A 25,184-nucleotide genomic window follows, 5' to 3' on the forward strand; every position below is an offset into this window, starting at 1 on the left:
AAATGGATTTAACTTCAACCAGTCGGTAATGGACTCACAAGGACGTGTAGTCAACACTTGGGCAGACATTCTCAACAGAGCTAACCTCGGTTTTGAAGTAATGCACGAGCGTAATGCACACAACTTCCCCTTAGATTTAGCCAGTGGCGAACAAGCTCCTGTAGCTTTGAGCGCTCCTGCTATCAACGCTTAGAAACTTTTACCTTATAAAAAAAAGGCTCTCCATATACCTGGAGAGCCTTTTTTTTTGCTGATTTTTTTAGCTCTCACACAAAATAATCAGGCAAGTATCAAATACTTGTATAAAAATATACCTCTATAGAAAAAAAAGAGATGTTAACATTTGTGGCTGAAATATAGAACAGTTGAGAAATAATTAGCCATGATTACTAATACCGCAGCCTATACTCTTGTGGCGATCGCTTATATTGCTTTTATTGTCGGTATTTGGTTTATGTTTACTGTATAAATTAGTGAAACACGCCTGCGTCAAAATGCTGCTTGGCAAGCAGCATTTGCGCCCATTAAACTACTCGGAAAATAAACGGATAACGGAAAGATAGATCTGGGTTATTTAGGCATTGAACAACTGCCCAAATTGAAAAACCCCAGTGTAAAACAAGCCAAATAGGACCTAATACAAAGCCAGCCAAACCGAAAGAGAAAAATGACATTATGGCAATAATGCCCCCAACTAACCAAACATTTAAGTGAAAATTAATTGCCTCCTTGGCATTATCTTTAATAACAATATCTTCGGAAACAGAAAGAATGGCGATCGGAATTCCTATAGATAAAACTAGCGCGCTAATAAAAACTGAGCCGTGTGCTAAAGCTGAAAGCAGTTTTCGCTTGTCCAAATTAGATTCTGTTTGCATTTTTTCTCTTGATGTGTAAATAGACAATGCTGAATAGTTAAATATTAGCGTTTGCTAAATAGTTTAAGAAGTAGGGATTTTACTAGCCTTTGTTGGTCAATGAAGCAAATAAAAAGCACCCAATTTGTTTACTATGGATGCTCGATAATTAAAATATAACGCAACTATTTTATTTAAATCCTACTGCTGCTTGCCAAACAAAAGCCAAAGCAAGGAAAAATACAGGAATAATAGGTAGCACATCTACCAAAGGTTTGAACATAGCATAAGCTTCTGGCAAATCTGCCAAGATCATTGCAGCTTCCATATATCTTTATACCTTCCAACAATTTTCTTAAAATATATTAAAAATATTATCATAATTTGGTTAAGAGATTTTGAGCAACAGTATTTGTTTTCTAGGTTAAATAACCCAAAATCATTCCAGTTAACAAAATAAAACCCAACCAAACGTTTTGCCTTAAAACCTTACCATACATAGAGCGCGGAAGGTGAGACTTGCGTAAGTTTATATACTGCCAAACCCAGCCAGCCGTAGCCAGTAATAGGCTAAACCAAAAAGCCGAACCTAAAGCCAATTTGAGGCCTAGGTAAGCAAGCAAACCAACAGTAATCAAGTAGAAAATGCCGATCGCCTCGGAAGTGTATTTGCCAAAAAAGATCGCACTAGAATTAATCCCAACTTTCAAATCATCTTCGCGATCGCTCAAAGCATATCCCGTATCAAAACCAAGTGTCCAAGCTACCGTTGCACCCCAAAGTAACCAGGTTGCAGATTCAATCTCTCCTGTTACTGCCGTCCAGCTAATTAACACGGCAAAACCCCATGCCAGAGACAAAATTAACTGAGGCAGGGGAAAAACTCTTTTAGCCAAAGGATAGAAGACAATAAAAGGGACAGCAGCAAAGCAAAGTAACAAGCTAAGGGGTTTGAGATAAAAAGCAAGTAGGGCAGCACAGGCAAGAGCGATCGCAAAAATAACGATTCCAATTTTGAGCGAAAGAGCGCGAGACGCTAGAGGACGAGACTTGGTTCGAGCTACCTGGGGGTCAAGATCTTTGTCCCACAAATCGTTAACTACACAACCTGCTGCACTAGTAGCAAGAGTTCCTAAAATGATTACTCCTACCAATGCTAGGGGAGGAGTCCCCTCGGCGGCGAGAAATACTGCCCACAAGGCAGGTATCATCAAAATTAATCTTCCTGCTGGCTTGTCCCAGCGCAAAAGACGAATTACTTTTTGCCAAGTTGGTTCACCAGTCGATGGATATTGAGTCATGTTAAATAAGTTTTTGCTTGCTGCCCAATAATTTCGAGCCTAATATTAATAAATATTAATAAAAATTTAAGCCTATCTGTTCCTTCGAGCAAAATTACGTGAGATTATAAAAGCATCTAGATACTAATGCTTGGCTTCAAGAATATCATTAGTTTTTAAGAGTTTTGTAGCTGAATTTTATCGATAAATCTGCTCCAAAAGACAATTATCGCACTTACAATCACCATGAACCAACAGATTATTGCAGCGATCGATATCGGCACTAACTCAATTCACATGGTAATTGTGCGAATAGATCCTTCACTCCCTGCCTTTACCGTAATTGCTAAAGAAAAAGATACGGTTCGTTTAGGCGATCGCGATTTGACAACAGGAAAACTAACCCCAGAAGCGATTAAGCGTTCCCTTAATACCTTAAAACGATGTCACGAACTAGCAACTAGTCTTAAAGCCGAACAAATAATTGCCGTTGCCACAAGTGCGACAAGGGAAGCCCCCAACGGAGAAGACTTTTTACGTCAGATTGAAGCACAATTAGGCATAGTAGTTAATCTTATTTCAGGAAAAGAAGAAGCTCGACGGATTTATTTGGGTGTGTTGTCGGGCATGGACTTTAACGAACAACCCCATATCATTATTGATATTGGTGGTGGCTCAACCGAGCTAATATTAGCCGATATTCATGAACCTCGCTTTTTGAGCAGCACTAAAATTGGTGCGGTTCGTTTATTCAAAGAATTTGTGACCACAGATCCGATTAGTGACAGTGAACTAAAAGTACTGAGAGCATATGTTAGGGGAATGCTAGAGCGTCCTGTCGATGAGATTTGGCAAAATTTACAGCTCAACGAATCTCCTCGCACGATTGGTACTTCTGGCACGATTGAGACGATCGCTGTAATTCACGCTAAAGATGAATTAGGTGTCGTTCCCGATCCTCTCAATGGCTATGAAATTGGCTATAAAGACATCGAAAAAATCGTTAAGAAGCTAGCGAAAATGAGCTACAAAGAACGACTCGATGTGTCGGGTCTATCTGAAAAACGAGCCGAAATTATCGTACCAGGAGCAGTTATTCTGCTCGAAGCAATGACTCTGCTTAAATTAGATTCGATTACCATTTGTGAGCGATCGCTGCGAGAAGGCATGATTGTTGATTGGATGTTGACTCGCGGTTTGATTAATAGTCGATTACGTTACCAAAACGAGGTCAAAAATCGCAACGTAATTAAAATTGCTCAAAAATATCATGTAGATTTAAATTATGGTCAAAGGGTAGCTAAGTTTGCCCTGAGCATTTTCGATCAGCTACAGGGATTGCACTCTTGGAGTGCGGCAGAAAGAGAACTATTATGGTCCGCCGCGATTTTACACAACTGTGGAGTTTATGTCAGTCATTCTTCCCATCACAAGCATTCATACTATTTAATTCGCAATGCCGAACTACTTGGGTTTACCGAACTAGAATTAGAATTAATTGCTAATATTGCCCGCTATCACCGCAGAAACAAGCCGAAGAAAAAACACGAGCCTTATTACAAACTACCACACAAGGACTATCAGCTAATGGTGCGACAGCTAAGCGCAATTCTACGATTAGCAGTAGCTTTAGAGCGAAGAAACAAGGGGGCGATCGCTTCAGTAAATTGTCAGTACGATGAAAATAACCGTTCTGTTGATTTCCAGATCCAGCCTACGGAGATAGGTGATAAGTGTTCCCTAGAGTTGTGGAATCTCAGTTACAAAAAAGAAGCCTTTGAAGAAGAATTCGGCGTCGAATTGGTTGCAACTATCTCTCAAAAGCTGCCTGTTGCCAGTCTCAATACTTAGTCTTTTACGGTTTAATTACCTGGTAGTCTTCAAAATGTAAGGATCGAGAAAAACTACAGTTGCTAAGATTTAGATAAATAGATGTAAACAACTAATAATTACTTATTGATGAAATGAAGCAAAAACTTTCTTTCGGTTTAATTTGGTTAGCTTTGGTAATTTACGCAGTTGCTGCTTCTTTTTTTAAAACACAACAAGGAAATTTAGCTTTAATTGTCGATCTTTCTGTTGGCAACTGGTCAGGAATTAATCCCATAATTATCGCAATTTTCTATATCATGGGCGTTTTTCCTGTGGTTTATGCTGCTTTTATTTTATTTGACAGTACCGAGCAAAAAATCTCGCCCTACCCTTTTTTTATTGTGTCGATTGGAGTTGGTGCATTTGCTTTGCTGCCATACTTCGCGTTACGTCAATCGAATACCGCCTGGAATGGACACAAAAACTGGTTGCTCAAGATTCTCGATTCACGTCTGATGGCAATTATCTCATCGATAAGCATCGTCGTGCTTTTAGTCTGGGGTTTAACTCAGGGAAACTGGTTAGATTTTGTCAATCAATGGCAAACCAATCAGTTTGTTCATGTAATGAGCCTTGATTTTTGTTTATTGTGTCTTTTATTTCCTGCCATGTTAGGAGACGATATGAAACGCCGAGGCATAAATACAGATAAATGGTTTTGGCCAGTAGCATTAGTACCTTTGTTAGGAGCTTTGATTTATTGGTGTCTTCGCCCACAATTACCAGAAATAACAGTTATCTCACAATCAACGGCTAGCTAACTGTTTAATTTTAATTCCTGTTGACTACGAACAATATTCTCCGTCAACTCGGCTAGTTCGCTCAATTCTAGTTCCAATTTACTAGCCTGCTGTTCATAGTTTAATTTTTTGGCGATCGCAGCGCGAGCTAAATCTTCACGGTTTTGTTGTAAAGCTTTTTTAGCTACCTTTGACCAGATTTGTACCTCGGCGATCGCTTGTTGATATTTAGGCTGTACCTGATTCCAAACAGACTTGATATCGATTAAGGCTTCTGCTGTTAGTTGTTCGGAGGTATTATTATTTCTACTTTTAACTGCTTGTTTAATCGGTTCATATAGTTGGGAAATGTCAAGCTTGCTAATAACGGGTAAATAGTTTCTAACTTGCTTACTATCTTTAATCCCTGTTTTACACCAGCTAGTAAAATGTTCACAGTTATTAAATAACAAATTATAATCATTTTCTCCGACTCGGCTTTTGGCTCTTTCTACTACCACATCAGGAATGTAGCCAAATCCATCGCTATATTCAGCCAGATATACTCGATTGCCTCGAGCAAATTGTGCATAAGAAGTTTGTTCGATAATTTCGCTAGGCTTACGATAATGAATTACAGTACCATCACCGCAATCGATACCATAATGTTTATACAGTGCCTGCAACTGCCCTAAATTTCGATATACGTAGATACAATCGCCTTTCGCCATCAGATATTCACTTAAATTCAATTATTGAGTATTTCTGATTCCCAACTCTCGTTTCAATAGATTGATTGACTTCTCGCCAATATAGCTATCAGTACTAATTACATCAGGAATCCGAATCAAATCCTCTCGCATCGCCATAATTTCCGCTTTTACTAGATCGTAACTCGTATAGCCAGTAATAATCGTATGAGCAGCCCGAATTACAGCTCGTAGCCGATCGCGATCGCTCAATGAAGAAGTCAACACCAGCAAATCATCGCCTCTAAGGCTGTTGACAATACTCGAAGCAACGCTCAGTGTACCTTCGCTGAGGCTAACAATGCCCAAACAAGCTTGTGAAGGCAAAGCCTTAACGATCTGCAATTCTTTATTAAAATCATACATATCAATCGGAATTACTCGAAAAGAGTTAGGTGGAACAATTGCTAAAACTTCTTGAATGAAATAGTGATTGGTTACTAGCGTCCCAAAATTAATTTCTGCCAAAATCTGGGGTAGCTTTTCTAATTCAATTAATTCAATCTCAATAGACAATGAATCTTGTAATTCCTGCTGGATCATCTCGCCCGCGCCAATATCTCTTTGGGGAACGGTAACTACAACTCTTTCGCTACAGCTGATGCGCCAGTCTATCTCTTCAATGAATAGTTCTTTGACTTGTTCTATAGTGCAGCCCAACTTTAAAACCCGGTCGATACTTTCTTTAATGGCGTTGACGGAAGCAGCCACAGGAGAGTCCGATTTAATCGTATTTTCTCGTTCGTGAAGTTTTACATAAATACCCGACCCGGCGATCGATTCTACTAGTCCGCTTTCTTCTAACTGTTGATATACTTTGCTAATGGTGTTGCGGTGCAGCCCTGTAATCATGGCTAATTGCCTGGTGCTGGGTAAACGATGAGCAGGAGGATACTGTCCTGAAGCGATCGCAAATTGGATCTGAGCAAACAGTTGCTTAGAGGCTGGCACGTCGCTATCTGACTGGATTTGGAAGTTCAGCATTGAAATAAGCGTACAGGAAAACTTTTATGTGCGCTATTGTAGGCGCAAAATCTGTTTCTTACTTTAAATAATTAATAATCTTTTATGCTCAAGGTGATTTAGCTTGATTCAGATTAATTTTTAGCGACTTCTAATTTGTATTCAATGCGAAAGTATCTAACTAAGCTTTTCTTTTGGTAAATGTGATCTTCAAACTTGATCTGTTTTAAACCCAATTCTGCAAAATAAGTTAATTCTTCCTGTGTCAGAGGAAAAGGTATAGTAGCTGCTGGCTCTTGAGCATCTCTTCCACGACAGATAACCAGTAATGTTCCTTGAGGAGCAAGAAGTTGGCTAATCGTTTTTATTGCCTGGGGTCTAACTTGAGCAGGTAAAGACTGAAGAGTATAGGATTCGAGAATAAAATCGAACTGGCGTTGGTTTATCTGACTCGGCTGCAATAGATCGTCAACTAAGTAATTTACCTGAGAATCGGGAAAGCGTCTTTGACACCAATCAATTGCCGTTGGTGAAATATCAAATCCAGTTACTTTAAAACCCAACCCTACTAAAGCTTCAGCATCATCACCCAAACCACACCCCACAACTAGAGCAGTTTTTCCCTGTCCTTGAACGTCATGTTGCTCAATCCAATCAGCTAAATTAGAATTAATCGTCAAGTTTGCCCAAGGAATAGCCGACTCGTCTTGGTTAGCCTGACTATATAACTCTTCAAACCACCCTGTAGGGTCGTTATGCGTAAATGATTGTTGAGCAAGTTTTTGGACTCTACTTTTATTTGCTTCAGTCATACTTATCAAGATATTCTGCTCAAAATAGTGTGTTTGCTGATTTTAATTTACTGCTTTTCGCTAAATTGTTGCACAAACACATCCTACCCTCAATCATTTAAAGCGATCGCGAAGCTAGTCCTTTAGGTTACCCGAAGGGTAATCGCGCTTTTATTCGTCGATCTAAGTTTCTGAATCCGAAGTGGGAGTATTAATAAAGGTAGGGGATAAGAAAGCAACCACTGCGCCCAGCATAAAGCCAATAATGTTACGAAATAAAGGCAAAAATTCTGGCGTACGAATTACTACAGGTCCCATACCAAAAGCAATAAAGAGAATTCCCCACAGAGGGGACATAATTAGACCCCACTGCCAGGCAATCACCTGATCTTTATTACGAGGAATAACGGCAACGCCTAGAATGACTCCTCCCACGATCGAGCTAATTAAAGTTAAAATCCACTGCTCTTGCGGTAACCCAGGTACGACAGTACAACCATTTTTTTGTAAACATCCTTTGACTGATTCTAAAGCTTCGACAATGGCATTATTTTCACCGTGTTCTCGAATGTAATATATATTGCCAAAGCGTGTCTGTAGTTCAATCCAGAAATTACGTGGTAACAATTCATAAACATCGTCGCCAATACTAAAAGCTAGCAGGTTGCCCCCTCTGCCATCAGCTACCAACAAAATACTCTTTTCGTCAAGACCCCAGAATTTCTTGACCGCACGGCCAGGAGAGCGATCGTATTGAGTCAATACGCGCATTTTCCAGCCTGTTTCTGCCTCAAATTCTTCTAAGTTCTCGATCAGCGATTCTTCTTGTAGTGTTGGTAAAAAGTTGGCTAAATCTACTACAGGAGTTACTTCATCGGGTAATAATTCTGGGTTGTTGACTGCCAAAGCTGGTGAAGTGAACCAGGTAGCCAAAACTAGTAAACAAACCCCCAACATCAGCAGAGATCGCTGTATAAACTTATTTGCCATGACTATTTTATTTAAAAATTTCTTAGTATACAATTTCGGTTTAATAAAACTACTTTTATTTTCGTTACATTTATTTACCTTATTCTAAGATTATCAGTAATTAGTAGTGCTGGACACTATATATCAATAAAAACAATGGCTAAATAATTACTTAAATTTTATCCTGTGACTTTTGCTGAGATCTGGGGGGAGAAAAGTGAACGGTACTCCGCCTTAAAAAGGCGAAGCCTCCTAAAGGATACCGCTCCGCATATGCGTTCACCGCATTCCGCGGTCGCTTAATTTAGCTGAAACTGGAGTATTTATGTTCTGAGGATTACGCCATACTTTCCAAGCAGCCCTAACTCCTGCTACTAATCCACGGCTGCTTTGCTGCACTTGCTGTGCCTGTTGCTTGGCATTAACTAATCCTCGATCGACCTGTTTAACTACTCCCGTCGCATTGCTGATTCCTTGGTTAATGTCATCAGTAAGTTCGCCCACTTCTTTACCTGTGAGGCGAATTGCTTCGAGCGTAGGTGGAAACTCTCGATTAAGAGTATCAAATAATTTTTCTGCACTACGGGCAGCTCTAGCCACTTCTTGCAAAGTGGGAATAGTAACCAGTAAAACAGCAAACAGGCTAAATGAAACCAGCAGCAGAGACAATCCTAGCCAAAATAAAGGGTCTATCATAAAAATTGAGCGTGAAAGCGCATCTTTCAATTTTAGAGGCGATCGGTGATAGACGAGTTGAGATTTTGATTTGGGGTGTTCAATTTGGTGGCTCTTGTAGTTGCACGACTGGTTTCAACCCCAGCAGCGATCGCGTCTTTCAAGCGATCTAACGTACCTTCCCAATTATTTAAGGTAGCCTCGGATAGACGATCTGCCTGGAACTGAATACTGGCGGTTAAATCTTCGGCTATGTCTGGTAAAGCATCAGCCGACTTTCTCAGAACTTTCCTAGTTTCTTTGCCTGTACGTGGTGCAATTAGCAGTCCTAATACTGTGCCGAGTGCACTACCAATCATCAATCCGCCGATAAGAACTCCTGTGGGATTTTGCTTCGACATAGTATCTCTTCCCGATTTGATTAAGTTAAGCTTACCAGTTGAATTCAGCGATCGAGCTATTAATTAGCACTCGATTCAATGCAACTATCTTGATAAAACTATCGGGTAGAATAGCAAATGCAGTGAAATTCAATCTGATACCTAGATTATAGATAAATCAAGCAAAATCATCATGTTTTTAAAATAACAATCAACGATAGATATGTCTGGCTACTTTAATGAATCAACTACATAACGCCTTTACTTTATTTTTAAGTTTACTGGTGGAAGCGATGCCCTTTTTGTTGCTGGGAGTATTGCTTTCAAGTTCTCTATTATTTTTGGTTAATGAAAAACAATTAATTGCCCGCTTACCAAAAAATCCTTTTTTGGGCGCAGTTGTAGGTAGCTGTGTCGGCTTTTTATTTCCTGTCTGTGAATGTGGGAATGTTCCTGTAGCTAGAAGATTATTATTAACAGGGGTTTCTCCTTCCGTTGCCATATCGTTCCTATTAGCAGCACCAACGATTAATCCCATCGTAATTTGGTCTACTTGGGTGGCTTTTGGCGATCGCCCTAGTATCGTAATTTTTCGAGTATTGTTTTCTTGGACGATTGCGACTACAGTTGGCTATGTTTTTAGTATTCAAACAGACGTGCGCTTCCTGCTGCAAGATTCCTTTGCCAAAAAATTAAAGCCAGTTAATTATGAGCGCCCAGAAACAGCTCAATTAATATCGCCGTTGTTGCAGTCTGGTAGTTTTATAATTGAACAAGGTCAATCTTTACCTTTGGCAAGTTATTGGTCAACAACGGTAGATAAGAAACAAACATCAGATTTAAAATCTAAATTGCCACTTTTTTTAAATAACGTACTACAAGAATTTAGTGAACTGGGTGGAATGTTAGTTTTTGGTAGTGCGATCGCGGCAATTATTCAAGTTTTTGTCCCTCGCGAACTGGTTTTAAGTCTTGGTCAAGATACGATAACTTCTATTTTGGCAATGATGTTGTTGGCAGCAATTGTTTCTATTTGTTCGACAGTTGATTCTTTTTTTGCCTTGTCTTTTGCTTCTACCTTTACTAGTAGTTCTTTATTAGCTTTTTTAGTATTTGGTCCTACTATAGACATCAAGAGTATTGGTTTGATGGCATCAATTTTTAAACCGAAGATAATTGTTTATATTCTGACGCTAATTGCTCAATTAACTTTTATTTTTACTTTAGCCTACAGTTACTTTTTCTAACATGGTTAATTGGTACTGTGCCGACGGTAATGACTCAGAAATATTGTTATACATAATGATTCCAGATAAGCCAATAAGATCTAATTCTCCCCAAAATAAACATAATTTCCCCTTAGTCTGGATAGATGGATTGGCTTTATTAAGTTGGGGAATTTTGTTACTCAAATATGCCATCACAGGACAGTACAAATTATTGATTCACCCAAATTACTATGGCTTGGTATTAGGTAGCGGAATCCTGTTGATGGCTTTAGGTATGCTCAAAGTAAAATTAATTTTGGCTGGTAACTATGGAAACATCAGCGAACATATTAGTCTTTTGCCGCCTGGTTTTGGCAGCAGCTTATTGTTAATAGTTGCGATCGCTGGGTTATTAATTCCGCCCCAAGTTCTAACCAGTCAAACTGCCCTTAAACGGGGAATTAGCGATATTTCTCTGAGTAGTTCTCAACCCCAGGCTTTCCGTGTGGCAACTAAGCCCGAGGCGCGATCGCTAATTGATTGGATTAGGACAATTAACGCCTATCCCGAACCCGATGCTTATAGCGGGCAACCAGCTAATGTCAGTGGTTTTGTGCTGCATTTAGAGGAACTTCCCGATAATTACCTCATGCTGTCTCGGTTTGTGATTACCTGTTGTGCGGTGGATGCATATCCCATTGGCATTCCTGTCCAATTAGCAACTAACCGTAGTGATTATCCTCCCGACACTTGGTTAGAAATTCAAGGTGAAATGATCGCAGAAACAATATCAAGTAGAGATCGCTTAGACTCCAACGTCACCAAAAAACGTTCTGTGGTTTTAGCAGCCAAATCAATTACAACTATTCCTACTCCTGCCGATCCTTATAGTTACAAATAAGCCTATGAAGACAGAAAAGCAATTACAACCAATCGATCGGCTAGCGATCGGCTTAATTATAGTCTTGGCTTTAATTATGGGATTATTAATCTGGGGCGATAGTGCTTGCGATCGCAACTGCATTTTTAATTCTGGGGCGAAAGTCAGTGATTTTAATTGGCAAAATAAAACTATAGGCAGGGAAGATCGCGCTTTTGTCTTGAGTTTTAATCGCCCCATGGATCATGCTAGCGTGGAACAAAATTTAAGTATTACGCCTCCTCTGGCTGGTAAGATTAGCTGGTCTGGTTTAAGACTGGCTTATACTTTAAAATCTCCTGCACCCTACGGGGAAACTTATCAGGTATCATTAGCAGGTGCAACAGACAGATTCACTAATCAAAAACAAGCAGGAAAAACAATCGCGCCTTTTGAGGGCGAATTTCGTAGTCGCGATCGCGCTTTTGCCTATATTGGTACTCAAGGGGTAGAAAAAGGAAAGTTAATTCTGTTTAATTGGACGCAACAGCAACCACAAATACTTACTCCTGATAATTTAACCGTATTTGATTTTGAACCTTATTCTCAAGGCGATCGCATTCTATTTTCTGCTGCTGACACCAAGCTAGGTATCAAGGGAATTCAAAATTTGCAACTCTACAGGGTAAATACAGGTTTGAATGTTAAACCAGCGAATAACCTAAGAGTAGAATTAATCTTAGATAATCAGAAGTATCAAAATAACAAGTTTGATTTAGCACAAGATGGCGAGACAATTGTGGTGCAGAGACTTAACCGTAACAACCCTACCGAATACGGCTTATGGATGATTGTCGATCATCAGCCAGCACAACTAATAACTGACGAGCAAATTGGCGATTTTTTAATTGCACCAGATAGTCAAACTGTAGCAGTGGCACAGGGCGAAGGTATTGCTTTATTGCCTTTAGAAGCCGATGCTCAACCTCTAGACTTCTTGCCTAGATTTGGTCAAGTTCTAGACTTTACTGCTGATGGTACGGGAGCAGCAATGATTGACTATAATACCGATAAAGCCAAGTTACGCTACACGCGATCGCTATTCTATGTCAACACTCAGGGAATCCAAAAAGAACTCTTAAATACCGCTGGTTCAATTCAAAATTGTCAGTTCGATCCCACAGCAACCCATCTCTACTGTTGGTTAACCGAATTGAAAACAGGAAAGGAATATATTGAACAACCTTACATAGCCGAAATCGATCTCAAAACTAAGCAAACTAGAACTCTTGTATCTTTGACAGACTATCAAGATAGTAAATTGAGTATTGCACCAGATGGATTGGGAATTCTTTTTGAGCGATCGCTTTCTAATTCAGTTACCGATTCTCAAAGTAATAAAAGTCTTTGGTTGCTGATCCCTTCTGACGAACAAGCAAATTCTATATCTAATGCCGAACAATTGCCCTTTATGGGTTTTCGTCCCCAGTGGTTACCGTGAAAATGGTGTTAAATGACTAGTAAAATTGTAATCTGTATACCAATCGCTTTAAATACTAGACAGGAAATTGCTTCTGCTTTAAAAAATAAGTATGGTATGGATTATGTGTTTATTGGTCGAGTCTTGCGATCGCAATTCACGAATGAAAGTTGTGAAATTGATATCTGCAAAGTAAACTGCATAAGCGATCGCGCGTGGACACAGTTCAATCGCGATGCTAGTCTGGCTGATGCTTTTAAAATTGCAGGAAATAAAATTAATGCCACCACGCTACAAAAAATAAATCATCATCGAGTTATTTATCTAATCTCTACCAATACAGGATACGATGCTTGTCTCAAAATTGCTAAATTTGCTCAAGTTTTGCTCGAGATTGGGGGATTTGCGATTAAAGTAGAGTCGGCAGGAATTGCCCATGAAAAGGACAGGTGGTTAGCTAATTATGATTCCGATGATGTGTTTGATATCTATTCTCTGTTTGTAGCGTTAATCCAAGGAGACGATTATTACTACTCCTGTGGGATGCACAACTTTAGTAAAGCTGATGTGGCGCTAGATTTTAGCCAAGATACTGGTTTAGCGATTTATGTAATGAATGTATTTAATTACTATCGTTTAACTGAATCGCCCATTTTGCAAGACGGACATACCTTTCAACCTGATATTGCATCGCCAACCTATCAAATAGAGTGGATACAAGATGATCGATGTGAAACGGATAGTCCGCTATTTAACTCTTATGGAAGATGGTATCTATACCCGCTTCGCGATTAGCTTTTAGTTAATTCACAATAGCGATATTTGTCATCTAATCATTAATTGATTTCTTCGCTCATAACCTTCAGTCGGACAATTTGCTCTCCTGCTTCATCTAATGGCACTTCAATAATTTCACTAGTCAGAGATTCCAAACAGGTTAAAAGCGATCGCAAATGAGGATTAGATGCCCCCGTTTCTACATACAGGCGATCGGCAGCGTTACTCATGCGTTTCCAGGTAGTATAAAGTTTGCCTACAGTTTGTTCTAGAGTAGTGGCTTGCTTAACTAAATCCGCAGCAGTGTTGATACAGTCTAATCTGAGAGCTTCTTCTAAGGCTAATTCCATATCTACTGCCTTATCCCGCAAAGTTTGCACCTGGGCAGCGGCATCAAGATATTTTGCTAGGTTTTTTGCCTCAGCAGTCATCATTTTGACCGTATCAATATCGGGGCTTTCGGCAATTTCTTTTTTAATCTCGATCAAATGAGAGTCGGGTAACTTTTCCATTTCCCTGACTAAAGGAGCAAGATGACGGGCAGGTAACGAGCCTTCGGCTGCCTTTTCTTTAATCTCGTCAGGGAGTAATTCTGAACTCATTGCCGTCCATTCATCTCCTAGCTGCTTGACTTCACGGCGAGTAATGCGATCGCCTTTTTGAGCAGCTTCACTAACTAGCTGTTGAATTTCTGGGGCAGATTTAGCGGTTTCCACAAATGCCCGTTTACTAAAATTATTAATATTTTCAGCATCTAAAACTCCATCTGCCAATAGCGTATCGGCACTGTTTGCCAGTTGAATCAGAGCATAAGCCTGAGATTTAGTAATTTCTCGATCTTTCAACCAGTTAAGAAACCCTGCTCCTCTACCTTCCCCACCCTTCTTTTCGCGATCTCTAACCGAGCGTAATACCCGTCCACGCCAAATATCTGTCTGAAGATCGAAGCGATCGCATATTTTCCAAATCGTATCCAATTGATGTTGAAACTCCGATTCTTGAATGGCTTCATCTTCTGGATCTGGCAAATCAAAATTAAAATCTGCGGGAATCTCTAAAGCAGCAACAATCTCTTCCTTAGAAATTCCATTTTCATTAACTAGGCTAGCTTCACTCATGCAGGGCAAAATATAGGAGTAAAAAGCAGGTTAACACAGATCGAGACGCGCTATCGAAACGATCTTCACTTAAGCTATTATGCCAAACAAGCAACAGCTAGCAAAGTCGAGAGCGTTAGCAGTTAAGAAGTTCAGGGTATTATGATTGATAGCAACTTAATTAAACTTCGAGACAATAAACATAACCTTTGCTTCGATATTGAAAAATTTTGTGGTCACGAGTTAATAAAATTAAATTATTAATCCTGGCAGTAGATCCTTTAAATATGCAGAAAGATTTACCCCGATCTTTTCAAGTCAATTTTGTTAAATAAAGAGAAGCCATCTATTTATCAGCGATCGCCAATTATTTCTAGCGCATCGATCGAAAAACATAGTAAGTAAAGCGATTATAGCGATCGCTCTGACTATCAAAAAGCAATTACACTTAAAATCTGATTGCTATATATATTTTGTCAAAATTGGAGACAGCATATAATTAACTAAGCAAGAAGCAAGAAACACAAAACTCCCATGGCATATCACGTTACCGCAGACTACGCCAGTGAAAACTTTGAGGAAATTATTCAACGAGCTAATATCGAAGCTGAAGGAGTAACAATCGTCAAAAATAATAAAAGCTTTGTACTAATCGATTAAGAAGAATTAGAAGCCTTAGTTAAAACTGCTGAGTTGCTTCAAGTACCTAGCATATTGACAGATATAGCTCAAGCTAGGAAAGAACACAAACTTAGTAGCTCAACCGATTGAATTTAAACTGCCTATTCCTAGTTATCTTAATGTTCCTAATTTGCCAGAAGGCTATTCAGAATTACAGTTAGAGGGATTAAATCATATTTACTCTCGCTGGGAATCTGTTAATTGTAATCTTGCTCAAGCTATTTGGAACATTCACGACGGAGAACATTTTGCGGGTACTCACAAAGATACCATGCTGTCTAAAGAGATAGAAATAAACAATCTGACTCAAAACGAGCATCAATTATCCTGGCAGCTTATTCTACATAAAAGAAACGATCGCGCAGTCAAAAATCATAAAATGAACCTGCTGGTAGAAAAAGTATTTGCTCAAAGTTTCAATACCTTTTTACCAAGTTTGGCAGTTGTCACCTTAGATTACCGAGGAAAAATAATTGTGGGCATTGTCACCATGTATTCAGAGTCGCCCCAGCAAGTTAGATTATGCCTAGATAGTTACACAGATATAGATTTTAGCTGGTGGCAAAAACTAATTAGGTTGCCCCAGTTGGCAAATCTATTTCGCGATCGCTTAATCTTTGAAGATATAGCTATTTTGGAAAATCTCTATGAAACATTTGATCACAAGATTATCCTCAAAAATGATACTCCAGCAGAATTAGCGATGAATTATCTGCAAACTTGGTCTGATTTATCGCTTAAATAAAACTACAATACCTCTTGAGAATATTTAAAGAAGCGATCGTTTTTGTCTACTTAATTATCGCAAACGCCCCATTTCTTGATATTCTTCTAAGACCATAGCGAAAAGATTATTTAATTCTGCTCTTGCTGCTTGGCGAAGTTTTTCCCCAAGCATGACATCCTTCAATTGCAGAAACATATGCCACAAAAGTATTATTATCGTCGGGACGAATAACGACTGTATAATTTTGCAGGGAGTTCATTAGTTACTCAATATAAAACTAAAAATCATATTTTCAATTATAAAGAGCTTTGATGAATCTATAGTCAATAGTCTCTTCCCCCAAGTCAAGAATGCGATCGCCTTCCAAATCTATGCTTTATACTAAATAAGGTATATTAACTAACAATTTAATGTTGGAAAACCAATTTACTTAATTGGCACTTCTAAAGAAGATATTGCCAATTTCACTATAATAAATAGTGATTTCACCCATGTGATCTACCTATTTAAATAGACATGACTATAAAATTATCTAAAGTTAAAAAACAGCAGTTGAGCGAATCAATCAAGCGATACTTTGAAGAAAAACTCGATGAAGAAATTGGCGATCTCAAGGCTTGACTATTTCTTGAGTTTTGTTTACAAGAAATCTGTCCTAGCGTTTATAATCAAGCAATTATCCATGCAAGATCTTTTATGGAAGATAAATTAAGCGATCTTGAAAATACTTGCTACAAACCAGAGTTTAATTATTGGCAAAAGTAAAGTGGCGTTGCTGAAAAGCAATGGTAAATTTCAAGAAAGTTAAAGTGAATAATCAAATAGTAAAAGGATAAAGTATCGTCAAAGTCGTCAATCTCTTTTGTCCATCGACAACTTTAGATTTCGATTTATTTATCGGCTTGATTAAAACAATATTGCCAAAAAAATAAGGAGTAATTTTATGGATATCTGTTGATTCATCTCCTAGCGCGTCAATCAAATCTATGAATAACTGTTCTGTTTCTTCAGTTGTCCAAGCATAAGGACGCTGATAATTGGGAATTTTAAAAACAAAATCATTACTAAAGACTTTTCTGATTGGATATCCCGCACCTTCAATTGTAATCGCCGTCATAATTACTCAAAAAATATTATTTTGGGTTTCTCTATAAATAGATTTCCCAAAATCAGGTTAGATGAAACATTAGCTAGTTTTAATTAGACTTCGACTAAATAATTATCCCTAAAAACAATACTCCAGTTTAATTAATCTCCGAAACAAATACCCAAGCCTCTAGCAGTCTTAACTAAAGTATCTTCAGGATCTACGGCACGATAATTTTCAATCGCTTCAGTAATAGGAATACTCGTTACTTGCCTATCTTGCCATGCCACCATGCGATCGTACTTATCCTGAGCAATTAGATCTACTGCTGCTACCCCAAATGCTGAAGCCAAGATGCGATCTAAAGGGGAAGATATCCCGCCTCGTTGAGTATGTCCTAAAACAGTAACTCGCGTTTCTGCACCGCTTTTTTCGGTAATTTGTTCGGCTAAGTATTGCCCAATACCCCCTAGGCGACAATCGGCAAAATGACCTTGTTCTAGCACCTCTCCTGCTTCAGTACAGACGGCTTCGGAGACGACGGCAATGGAATAGTCCTGTCCTCTAGCCTGTCTTTTTTTGATATGTTCACAGATATTTTCAATCTTGTAGGGAATTTCAGGAATCATAATCATGTTTGCTCCCCCCGCAATTCCCGCATTGAGGGCAATATGTCCTGCATCTCGACCCATCACTTCGACGATCATCACTCGGCTATGACTGGCGGCAGTAAAATGGAGGCGATCGAGCGCTTCTGTGGCAATATTCACCGCCGTATCAAAACCAATGGAACGTTCGGTAATACCCACGTCATTATCAATGGTTTTAGGAATACCCACCAAGTTAATTCCCCCCTGCTGTGCCAGTTTGCGCAAAATAGCTAAACTACCATCTCCACCAATACCGATCAGCGCATCCAAGTCTAGCTGTTGATATCCTTCAATAATCTCGTTGGAGCGATCGCGTAATTCACCATTAGTCATGGGAAAAGCAAAGGGGTCTCCTTTATTGGTAGTGCCTAAAATAGTTCCTCCCATCGTCAAGAGGCGATCGACCTGAGTAATATCCAAAGGAATTGCTTCAGGAGGACGAGACATCAAGCCATGAGTTGCCTTGCAAATTCCTAATACCTCCCAACCGTAAATATCTACGGCACAGCGAGTTACCGCCCGAATCACCGCATTCAATCCCGCACAGTCACCACCGCTGGTCAAAATACCAATCCGTTTTCTCTCTGGCATTTCATCAAATTCAATTGATTTACTCTCTAATTTTTCCGCTTAACGGTAACCAAGGCTACAAAGTTAATAAAGTTTCTAGAAATAAGAACTCAGGATTAAAAAGAAAGTTAAAAACTGTTCCCTATATTAAGGCACTTGTAGTCGAATAAACTTTTCTTCGGGCACAAAACTACGAAATTCACCGTGATCGGCAAATATAGCCAGTATTTCCAAAGAATAATCTGGTTCAATCTGTAAATCTGCCCAGGGAACGGCTATTTCTAAACATTGATTAAAAGCTGCCTCGGCACGACAGGCACGAATATGCCATTGACCATGAGTATCAGACTCTTGTAGCCAGACTGTTTCAGTAACTAAGTTAATACCTAAATGATGATGAAAATAATAGTTGAGGGGTGCTTCATCGGGCAAATTAGCAATCGGCGCAGGACTATTATGATTAGTAACGCCAGGATAATACCAAAGCAGATGAAGTTCTCCTGGAAGATCTTTGCCTGGTTCAACTCCTGCTTTGAAGTCTAGGCGGAGATAAAAATTAAGGTGGTCTAAACCATAAAATAATCGCTGTACTGTACTGCTGCGGTGCATTGTTCCCCTTGCACCACCAACTTCGATTCGACCTGCACGATCCCAATCCTGTTCATCACCAATACCATTAATAATCGGATGAATGAAGCTTTGAGGAGGGCGATCGCCTTTGATCTCATGCTTGTCTACAGGTTGATAGACATTACTTGGTACAGCCTCGTTTAAGGCGTGGTAAACCGCAGCAATATGCTCACGAAATAAGCGATCGAACATTTCATCCTGATTGGAAGAGTGTCCTTCGCCAAACCACCAAAACCAATCCGAACCCTCCGCAGCATATAAGGCTTCCCAAACTTTGGGATTAGCTTCTTCTGTCGCCTCTGGATGCCTCGCTAAAGTTTCTCTGGCTGCTGTTAATAGATCCCAAGCGCGATTTTTCACAGGATCGCCAATCCAGGTAGTAAAGCTACCGTCTACCCAAGAGCCACTGTGTAACTGTTGAGCAGGAATTGTCTCTGTCGGGGGAAACTGTTTAATAAACTCTTTGACAGTGACTAGCTTGATATCTTCGTCACGGCTTAATCTCTCATATAAGGCTTCAAGAAAAGGTAAACCATCATGGGGATAGTATTCCCAGCAGTTTTCGCCATCCAAGGCAATAGTTACCAGCCAAGGTTTTTGCAAAGCAGTATCGGGATTATACTGATGAGATTTTAAAGAACGAGCGATCGCTTCTAAATGCCCAATCAAATCCGTAGCAGCATGACGAGGACTCATGCCGCTGTAAGTAAAGCCAATCAAATCCGACAGACGATGATCGCGGAAAACAATCGCCAAATCGCCATGTTCAGTTTCCAGACGATAAGGACGATAAAGTAATTCTGGCTCAAAAACATTACCCGCCTCATCACGATGGAAGAAATGCTTAATGCTCCAGCCTAATACTGCTTCGTCAGAACAAATCCATTTAAAACCCTGCTGGGTGATATAGGGTAAAATTGTTGGGCTAACCGACTGTTCCGAAGGCCACAAACCATAAGGCTCTTGCTCAAAACGGTCTAAATACATTTCCCAGGCAATACTGAGGTGACGGGGAATATCTTCTGACCACTGAAAACGACTCTGAGGTAAAGACATATTCGGCACAGCTACTCGCCCAGCATTCGTATCTGCCAATAAAGGTAAAATCGGGTGGGTATAGGGAGTAGTCATAATTTCCAACTGTCCGAGATCCTGCATTTTCTTATGCTGGGGAATAATCCGCTGAATAATTTCTCGTTGTTTGGAATATATTCTCTGGCGATCGCTCAAAGTAAAATTTTTACCCTGCTTGAGCCATCCTGCAATCTCGGCATCATCCCAAAACAAAGGATCGATCCAGGCTAAATTATGCCAAGCTAATAAATCGCTGTAGTCTTGATGCGTCCAATTCTTTAAACACCAGGCAGCACCTTTATCCTGTTGCTGATGATACAGTTGGGCATAACGAGGATGGGGTTCTACTAGGGTATGAAAATAACCATCAAAGAAGTGCTTAATAATATACTGCTTATCTTTTGGCTTCAGTTGTGCTTCAGGAGTCAAAGCCAGAGCCAAATAAGGGTCGATCGCCTCGCCCTCGGCGTAGTCTTCAAGCTGCAACATCAAAGATGGCACAAGATTTACCGTCTGATGCAGCTTAGGATAACGCTCCAGCATCAAAACTAGATCTAAATAATCCTTTGTCCCGTGTAACCTAACCCAAGGTAAACGATACTGTCCCCAAGCATCCGAGTCTGCTTCACGAGACTTATATAGGGGTTGATGTTGATGCCAAACAAAAGCTACGTAAAGGGGATGAGACATAAATCAATCGGCGATTAGCGAAGTAAAAAATAGGTGCTGTATTAAGGTCAAATGTTAGTGAGCGACATACATACAGAATACATACAGAAAAACAGAACAGCCACCCGCAGATAAACACTTACTTCAAATCAAAAAACTATTTGATGAGTATGCACCACTCCAGATTAATATAGATCTTTATTCTTAACCATAATTCTTAAGACAAAAGAAAAAACTGGGAGCAATATCTGAATTAGATTAAGTTTGAGCCTCAGGTATTGGGGATAATTACATCGATATTTAGGAAGGGATCGAGACTATTTGAGAAAAAAACTATTTCGCCTGTAAGCAAACAAATTTAAGCTACATTGTGGCATGAGATATTGTTTAATAGGGTTTAATAGGTAGAAACTATTTATCAGCCAGCAAACAATAGTTAAATTTGATGCAACTAATCACAGGAAAAACTAAACTGCTTGGGATTATCGGCGATCCTGTAGAACATTCCTTATCTCCAGTAATGCACAATGCAGCGATCGCGCGTTTAGGACTGGACTATATCTACGTACCTTTTCCAGTTAAGCAGGGAGACTTAGCTCAAGCGATCGCTGGTTTCACTGCCGTCGATTTAGTTGGATTTAGCATCACTATTCCTCATAAACAAGAGATAATTCCTCTGCTGAGCGAAATTTCCGCTGATGCAGCTAATATTGGTGCGGTTAATACCGTCTGGCGTACTGCCTCTGGTTGGAAAGGTACAAACACTGATGCGGTCGGTTTTATTGCTCCTTTAAAAACTATGACCCACGACTGGACACAGATGACTCCTGTGATTTTGGGTAACGGTGGTGCAGCTAGAGCAGTAATTGCTGGTTTGACTAACCTGGGCTGCCAAGAGATTCATATTGTTGGACGTAATCCCGATAAGTTAGCGCGATTTTATCAAAGTTGGTCACACGCGCCAAATATTACTTCAAGACTGAAAATACATAACTGGGATAATTTAACTAGCTTAATTGCTGCTGCGGATTTACTGGTTAATACAACTCCCGTAGGAATGTCACCTCATGTAGATGCTTCTCCTGTCGAGGAATCATTGATGCAGAAACTTAAATCAAATGCGATCGCCTACGACTTAATTTATACTCCTAACCCGACACAGTTTCTTAAACTAGCTCAAGCTCAAGGAGCAACGGCGATCGACGGTCTAGAAATGCTGGTGCAACAGGGAGTAGCTGCTCTCAAAATTTGGCTACAGCAACCAGTCCCTGTAGAAGTGATGCGAAATTCCCTAAAAAACTGTTTATAAAGTAAATATAAAAAATCTTTTTTAAGAGCGATCAAAGTTGAGATTTAAGCGATCGCTGCTCTATAGTTAAATAACCGAAATTTTTTAAGGATTGAGAGGACTTATAACCCCTCTACCGCCTCGATTTAACACATGAGTATAATGTTTGAGACGAATGACATCGCTAACCTGTTCAAGCAGTTTTTTAGTCGGTTTTTCCACAGAATGATATTCAGAAAAAGTCGCGATATTATACTTATTTGACATGATATCCTGAAAAAGTCGCGATATCACCGTCGAATATACCGAAAGTTTCGTGATATCATTCCATACGAAGTAGATATACGGAAAAATTCTTTAATTTATCCCCTACAGGGTAGATATTCAGAAAGTTTCCGCATAATAAATAGTTAGGCGTCACAACAATGAAGGCAGTCATTTTTGACATTGATGGAACGCTTCTGCAATCCGACGCGAATGACGACGCGTTGTACTTGGCAGCAGTCCGCGATGTACTTGGCAGTGTTAACTTGCGTCCGACTTGGAGTATGTACACCCAATTCACTGCTGCTGGGATATTGGCCGAGATTCTTAATGACAACTCTATAGACGCAACGATAGACACAGTAGCGGCAGTTCGAGACCGGTTTGTTGCCAGCGTTCGTCATCATGTTTTTGACCACGGACCGTTTGCAGAGATTCCGGGTGCCAAGGCCTTTGTGGAGGGTCTGCACGATTCACCCACACATCGGATTGCGTACGCTACAGGAGGCTGGCGCGGATCGGCGCTACTAAAGCTATCGATGTCGGGCTTTCCTGTGACAGGCGTTCCGTTGGCTACGTCCGATGACCATTTCCAGAGGCAGGAAATAATGCTTTACGCGCTGCGACAACTCAATGGCGTCTTTTCCACCATTACTTACTATGGGGACGGCCATTGGGATGCCGCCGCTGCAAAGGCGCTTGGGTGGAACTTTGTTCCCGTTGGAAGAAAACTCAATGGGCTAACTAGATTTGACTCAGGTGCCGCCTAACATGTCGGTCACCTCTACGTTATGCTGATTGCGCCTGATGTTGCAGAAAGCGATACTGTTAGATAATGAAAAATATCACATATGCTTCAACTGAAGATGCAGCAGCCATTCTCGAACTGCAAAAGTTGGCATATCAGAGTGAAGCAAAGCTGTACAAGGACTTTAGTATTCCACCGCTGATTCAAACGATGGAAGAATTAGAGGTTAACTTCACTGGTAAAGTTTTCTTGAAGGCTCAAGTTGAGAGCAAGATTATTGGTTCAGTCAGAGGTTATCAAGCAGGAAATACTTGCTATATTGAGCGGCTAATTGTTCATCCCAATCATCAAGGACAAGGCATCGGCACGGCGTTAATCAAGTCGTTTGAGTCATGTTTCGGTCAAGTGCAACGGTTTGAACTGTTCACGGGAACCAAGAGCGATCGCAATATTCATCTTTATGAGCGGCTTGGGTATAGGATATTCAAGAATGCGGAGATAAATAAAAATTTGTCGTTCGTGTTCATGGAGAAACACAAGTGAAAGAATCTAATCAGCCGCATACAAGCCCGTTGCACACCGACCGCCACAAGTTTATTATTGTGATGCAGAGGCTACTGGCGGCGGGTGAACGGGGGCGTTAATGTCTATTTTATAAACACTTTCTAAAATAATGGTTCGGACAAAATTTGAATGATTTCAAAGGCTGAAAGGCTATAGAATTCGTATCTATCGTTAGCGAACATAATAAAAAAAGCCGAATTTTGATAACCCTTGTTCTGTAAGCCTTATAAGTTCGTTAAAAAAACTGTCCGAACCATTACAAAAGATATATTTGGGACTTTGACATTAAGCATTGAGCATTTTAGAATACCTTATCCTTATCCCTCATACCTTTATTCACCCTATCCCTGGAATAAACTTTAATTTCTGAGTCGCTTTATCGGCAACTTGAGAATAACTCAATTCGCCACAAAGAATTTTACCCATCAACTGACCCGCAGCAGGACGTTTAACCCCTACTTTATAGGCAATTTTAGGTGCTTTATAGAACAAACCTGCCAGGAAGTCAGCTTTAGCTAAATTCGTTCCCCATTCCTGATTTATCGACTCTGTGTAGTCGGCTAAGGCATTAGCTTCTCCCTTGAGCGCGCCGATAACTGCTCCTGCTGCCTTTACTCCTGTAAACATAGCTGGTCGAATGCCTTCCCCAATCAAAGGATCGACTATTCCTGCTGCCTCTCCCGCTAATAAAGCGCGATCGCTGTGTAGGGTGCGATTTTCATGCCATAGATTTAAAGGATGTTCTTGGTATTCTCCTTGACTGGCATATAAATTAAATAATTCTGCATACTTAGTTAACTGTTTTTTTAGCTCATCAGTCTTCCCTTGAGGATTACGTACATAAGCAGCACTAAACGAATAGCCGTCAGCTTTAGGAAAACACCACATAAAACCGTTCTTTAAAGACCCAAAGTCAAAAAATGCCGTTACTTTACGGCGATCGCTCACTGCTCCTGGTACTTGTAAACTAGCTCCTGCAATAGTTGAAGTGTTACTCATGTCCAATAGCTTCGCTACGGTGCTATTAGCTCCATCTGCTGCAATCAAATACTTGCCTTCAAACGTTCCTGCACTAGTCTGAATTTGCCAAGTATCACCCTGTAAAATAGCTCCTTTAACCTCCACTCCGCTTTTGAATTCTGCTCCTTGACCTATAGCTTGCTCGATCAAAAAATTATCAAACTGCTCGCGCTGTACCATCCACATTGGAGTAACATCTTTTAGCTGTACCTCAGCAGGATCGCCCATTTTAAAAGTGTATTTAACCTGGGAAACATGATTTTGCACTACAGGAGAAAAATCAAAATCAAACCATTGAGCGATCGCAGGAGAAACACCACCTCCACAGGATTTAGTACGAGGAAAATCCGCTTTGTCTACTACTAAAATTGAATGTCCTTGCTTCGCCAAATGATAAGCAGCACTACTTCCAGCAGGACCAGCACCTACGATAATACAGTCAAACATATAGCAATACCTTGTTTAATAAAGATTGTTTTAAAACCTTTAACACATTAAATCAAGCAAAACAAATGTGCAACAAACTAGTAATTAGT

At 40.0% G+C, this 25,184-nt stretch carries 28 protein-coding genes and 1 pseudogene; 13 read left to right on the top strand and 16 right to left on the bottom strand.

Translation table 11 applies throughout. The features are described 5' to 3' along the window. Positions 1-193, top strand: a 193-nt coding sequence (locus V6C71_20950) for a photosystem II q(b) protein (GenBank protein ID HEY9770928.1), incomplete at its 5' end; no start/stop codon positions are given. Positions 194-524: 331 nt separating this feature from the next. Here V6C71_20950 and V6C71_20955 read toward each other — a convergent pair. The 3 genes from V6C71_20955 to V6C71_20965 all read right to left on the bottom strand — a co-directional run bounded on the left by V6C71_20955 (position 525) and on the right by V6C71_20965 (position 2,158). Further along, entirely contained in the window at positions 525-878 is a 354-nt protein-coding gene (locus V6C71_20955) for a DUF4870 domain-containing protein (GenBank protein ID HEY9770929.1), read from the bottom strand. 169 nt (positions 879-1,047) lie between these two features. Beyond that, positions 1,048-1,185, bottom strand: a complete 138-nt coding sequence (locus V6C71_20960) for a photosystem II reaction center protein K (GenBank protein ID HEY9770930.1) — start codon at positions 1,183-1,185, stop codon at positions 1,048-1,050. 91 nt (positions 1,186-1,276) lie between these two features. Further along, entirely contained in the window at positions 1,277-2,158 is an 882-nt protein-coding gene (locus V6C71_20965) for a 4-hydroxybenzoate solanesyltransferase (GenBank protein HEY9770931.1), read from the bottom strand. Between the two features lie 225 nt (positions 2,159-2,383). Between V6C71_20965 and V6C71_20970 the strand changes: the two genes are divergently transcribed. Then, entirely contained in the window at positions 2,384-3,988 is a 1,605-nt protein-coding gene (locus V6C71_20970) for a Ppx/GppA phosphatase family protein (protein ID HEY9770932.1), read from the top strand. A 113-nt stretch (positions 3,989-4,101) separates the two neighbouring features. Continuing rightward, entirely contained in the window at positions 4,102-4,770 is a 669-nt protein-coding gene (locus V6C71_20975) for a DUF2834 domain-containing protein (GenBank protein ID HEY9770933.1), read from the top strand. Here the strand turns inward: V6C71_20975 and V6C71_20980 are convergent. The 6 genes from V6C71_20980 to V6C71_21005 all read right to left on the bottom strand — a co-directional run bounded on the left by V6C71_20980 (position 4,767) and on the right by V6C71_21005 (position 9,276). Continuing rightward, positions 4,767-5,459 carry a lecithin retinol acyltransferase family protein gene (locus V6C71_20980; protein ID HEY9770934.1) on the bottom strand — a complete coding sequence of 231 codons (693 nt, stop codon included), beginning with the start codon at positions 5,457-5,459 and terminating at the stop codon, positions 4,767-4,769. The two genes, V6C71_20975 and V6C71_20980, sit on opposite strands and share 4 nt — an antisense overlap. Positions 5,460-5,480: 21 nt before the next feature. Continuing rightward, a complete protein-coding gene (locus tag V6C71_20985; protein HEY9770935.1) occupies positions 5,481-6,461 on the bottom strand; it encodes a GntR family transcriptional regulator in 981 nt (326 codons plus the stop codon). Between the two features lie 113 nt (positions 6,462-6,574). Next, positions 6,575-7,252, bottom strand: a complete 678-nt coding sequence (locus tag V6C71_20990; GenBank protein ID HEY9770936.1) for a class I SAM-dependent methyltransferase — start codon at positions 7,250-7,252, stop codon at positions 6,575-6,577. A 162-nt stretch (positions 7,253-7,414) separates the two neighbouring features. Further along, positions 7,415-8,221 (bottom strand): TPM domain-containing protein, encoded by an 807-nt coding sequence (locus V6C71_20995; GenBank protein ID HEY9770937.1) that lies wholly within the window; start codon positions 8,219-8,221, stop codon positions 7,415-7,417. A 258-nt stretch (positions 8,222-8,479) separates the two neighbouring features. Further along, positions 8,480-8,896, bottom strand: a complete 417-nt coding sequence (locus V6C71_21000; protein ID HEY9770938.1) for a DUF948 domain-containing protein — start codon at positions 8,894-8,896, stop codon at positions 8,480-8,482. A 32-nt stretch (positions 8,897-8,928) separates the two neighbouring features. Next, positions 8,929-9,276, bottom strand: a complete 348-nt coding sequence (locus V6C71_21005; GenBank protein ID HEY9770939.1) for a YtxH domain-containing protein — start codon at positions 9,274-9,276, stop codon at positions 8,929-8,931. Between the two features lie 218 nt (positions 9,277-9,494). Here V6C71_21005 and V6C71_21010 point away from each other — a divergent pair, with 218 nt between their 5' ends. The 4 genes from V6C71_21010 to V6C71_21025 are packed head-to-tail and all read left to right on the top strand — an operon-like array spanning position 9,495 to position 13,597. Beyond that, on the top strand, positions 9,495-10,502 hold the full coding sequence (locus V6C71_21010; GenBank protein HEY9770940.1) for a permease: 1,008 nt from the start codon (positions 9,495-9,497) through the stop codon (positions 10,500-10,502). A 1-nt stretch (position 10,503) separates the two neighbouring features. Continuing rightward, positions 10,504-11,364, top strand: coding sequence for a TIGR03943 family protein (locus tag V6C71_21015; GenBank protein ID HEY9770941.1), 861 nt, complete (start codon positions 10,504-10,506; stop codon positions 11,362-11,364). A gap of 4 nt (positions 11,365-11,368) precedes the next feature. Next, positions 11,369-12,823 (top strand): Ig-like domain-containing protein, encoded by a 1,455-nt coding sequence (locus V6C71_21020; protein HEY9770942.1) that lies wholly within the window; start codon positions 11,369-11,371, stop codon positions 12,821-12,823. A gap of 12 nt (positions 12,824-12,835) precedes the next feature. Continuing rightward, a complete protein-coding gene (locus V6C71_21025) occupies positions 12,836-13,597 on the top strand; it encodes a hypothetical protein (GenBank protein ID HEY9770943.1) in 762 nt (253 codons plus the stop codon). A gap of 41 nt (positions 13,598-13,638) precedes the next feature. On the opposite strand, the gene V6C71_21030 is transcribed toward V6C71_21025, so the two are convergent. After that, positions 13,639-14,697 carry a hypothetical protein gene (locus V6C71_21030; protein ID HEY9770944.1) on the bottom strand — a complete coding sequence of 353 codons (1,059 nt, stop codon included), beginning with the start codon at positions 14,695-14,697 and terminating at the stop codon, positions 13,639-13,641. 513 nt (positions 14,698-15,210) lie between these two features. Here V6C71_21030 and V6C71_21035 point away from each other — a divergent pair. Both V6C71_21035 and V6C71_21040 read left to right on the top strand, forming a co-directional pair. Further along, a complete protein-coding gene (locus V6C71_21035; GenBank protein ID HEY9770945.1) occupies positions 15,211-15,336 on the top strand; it encodes a hypothetical protein in 126 nt (41 codons plus the stop codon). Positions 15,337-15,487: 151 nt separating this feature from the next. After that, on the top strand, positions 15,488-16,102 hold the full coding sequence (locus V6C71_21040; GenBank protein HEY9770946.1) for a hypothetical protein: 615 nt from the start codon (positions 15,488-15,490) through the stop codon (positions 16,100-16,102). Between the two features lie 106 nt (positions 16,103-16,208). Here V6C71_21040 and V6C71_21045 read toward each other — a convergent pair whose 3' ends face one another. Beyond that, a complete protein-coding gene (locus V6C71_21045; protein ID HEY9770947.1) occupies positions 16,209-16,343 on the bottom strand; it encodes a type II toxin-antitoxin system HicB family antitoxin in 135 nt (44 codons plus the stop codon). Positions 16,344-16,600: 257 nt separating this feature from the next. On the opposite strand from V6C71_21045, the pseudogene V6C71_21050 reads away from it, so the two are divergent. Next, positions 16,601-16,849, top strand: a pseudogene (locus V6C71_21050) (DUF2164 domain-containing protein). Between the two features lie 52 nt (positions 16,850-16,901). Here V6C71_21050 and V6C71_21055 read toward each other — a convergent pair. The 3 genes from V6C71_21055 to V6C71_21065 form a co-directional block, all read right to left on the bottom strand. Beyond that, positions 16,902-17,201, bottom strand: coding sequence for a DUF262 domain-containing protein (locus tag V6C71_21055; protein ID HEY9770948.1), 300 nt, complete (start codon positions 17,199-17,201; stop codon positions 16,902-16,904). A 131-nt stretch (positions 17,202-17,332) separates the two neighbouring features. Continuing rightward, on the bottom strand, positions 17,333-18,412 hold the full coding sequence (locus V6C71_21060) for an ATP-dependent 6-phosphofructokinase (protein HEY9770949.1): 1,080 nt from the start codon (positions 18,410-18,412) through the stop codon (positions 17,333-17,335). A gap of 126 nt (positions 18,413-18,538) precedes the next feature. Beyond that, positions 18,539-20,785, bottom strand: coding sequence for a glycoside hydrolase (locus tag V6C71_21065; GenBank protein HEY9770950.1), 2,247 nt, complete (start codon positions 20,783-20,785; stop codon positions 18,539-18,541). Between the two features lie 424 nt (positions 20,786-21,209). On the opposite strand from V6C71_21065, the gene V6C71_21070 reads away from it, so the two are divergent. Then, positions 21,210-22,073, top strand: a complete 864-nt coding sequence (locus V6C71_21070; GenBank protein HEY9770951.1) for a shikimate dehydrogenase — start codon at positions 21,210-21,212, stop codon at positions 22,071-22,073. Between the two features lie 84 nt (positions 22,074-22,157). Here the strand turns inward: V6C71_21070 and V6C71_21075 are convergent, their stop codons facing one another. Next, a complete protein-coding gene (locus V6C71_21075) occupies positions 22,158-22,319 on the bottom strand; it encodes a hypothetical protein (protein HEY9770952.1) in 162 nt (53 codons plus the stop codon). Between the two features lie 158 nt (positions 22,320-22,477). Between V6C71_21075 and V6C71_21080 the strand changes: the two genes are divergently transcribed. Together V6C71_21080 and V6C71_21085 are read left to right on the top strand one after the other, a co-directional pair. Next, positions 22,478-23,086, top strand: a complete 609-nt coding sequence (locus tag V6C71_21080; protein ID HEY9770953.1) for an HAD family hydrolase — start codon at positions 22,478-22,480, stop codon at positions 23,084-23,086. A 65-nt stretch (positions 23,087-23,151) separates the two neighbouring features. Next, positions 23,152-23,607 carry a GNAT family N-acetyltransferase gene (locus V6C71_21085; GenBank protein HEY9770954.1) on the top strand — a complete coding sequence of 152 codons (456 nt, stop codon included), beginning with the start codon at positions 23,152-23,154 and terminating at the stop codon, positions 23,605-23,607. A 357-nt stretch (positions 23,608-23,964) separates the two neighbouring features. Here the strand turns inward: V6C71_21085 and V6C71_21090 are convergent, their stop codons facing one another. After that, positions 23,965-25,095 (bottom strand): geranylgeranyl reductase family protein, encoded by a 1,131-nt coding sequence (locus V6C71_21090; GenBank protein ID HEY9770955.1) that lies wholly within the window; start codon positions 25,093-25,095, stop codon positions 23,965-23,967. Positions 25,096-25,184: the final 89 nt, after the last annotated feature.

Origin of the sequence: Coleofasciculaceae cyanobacterium (assembly GCA_036703275.1) — a bacterium.
GTDB lineage: Bacteria > Cyanobacteriota > Cyanobacteriia > Cyanobacteriales > Xenococcaceae > Waterburya.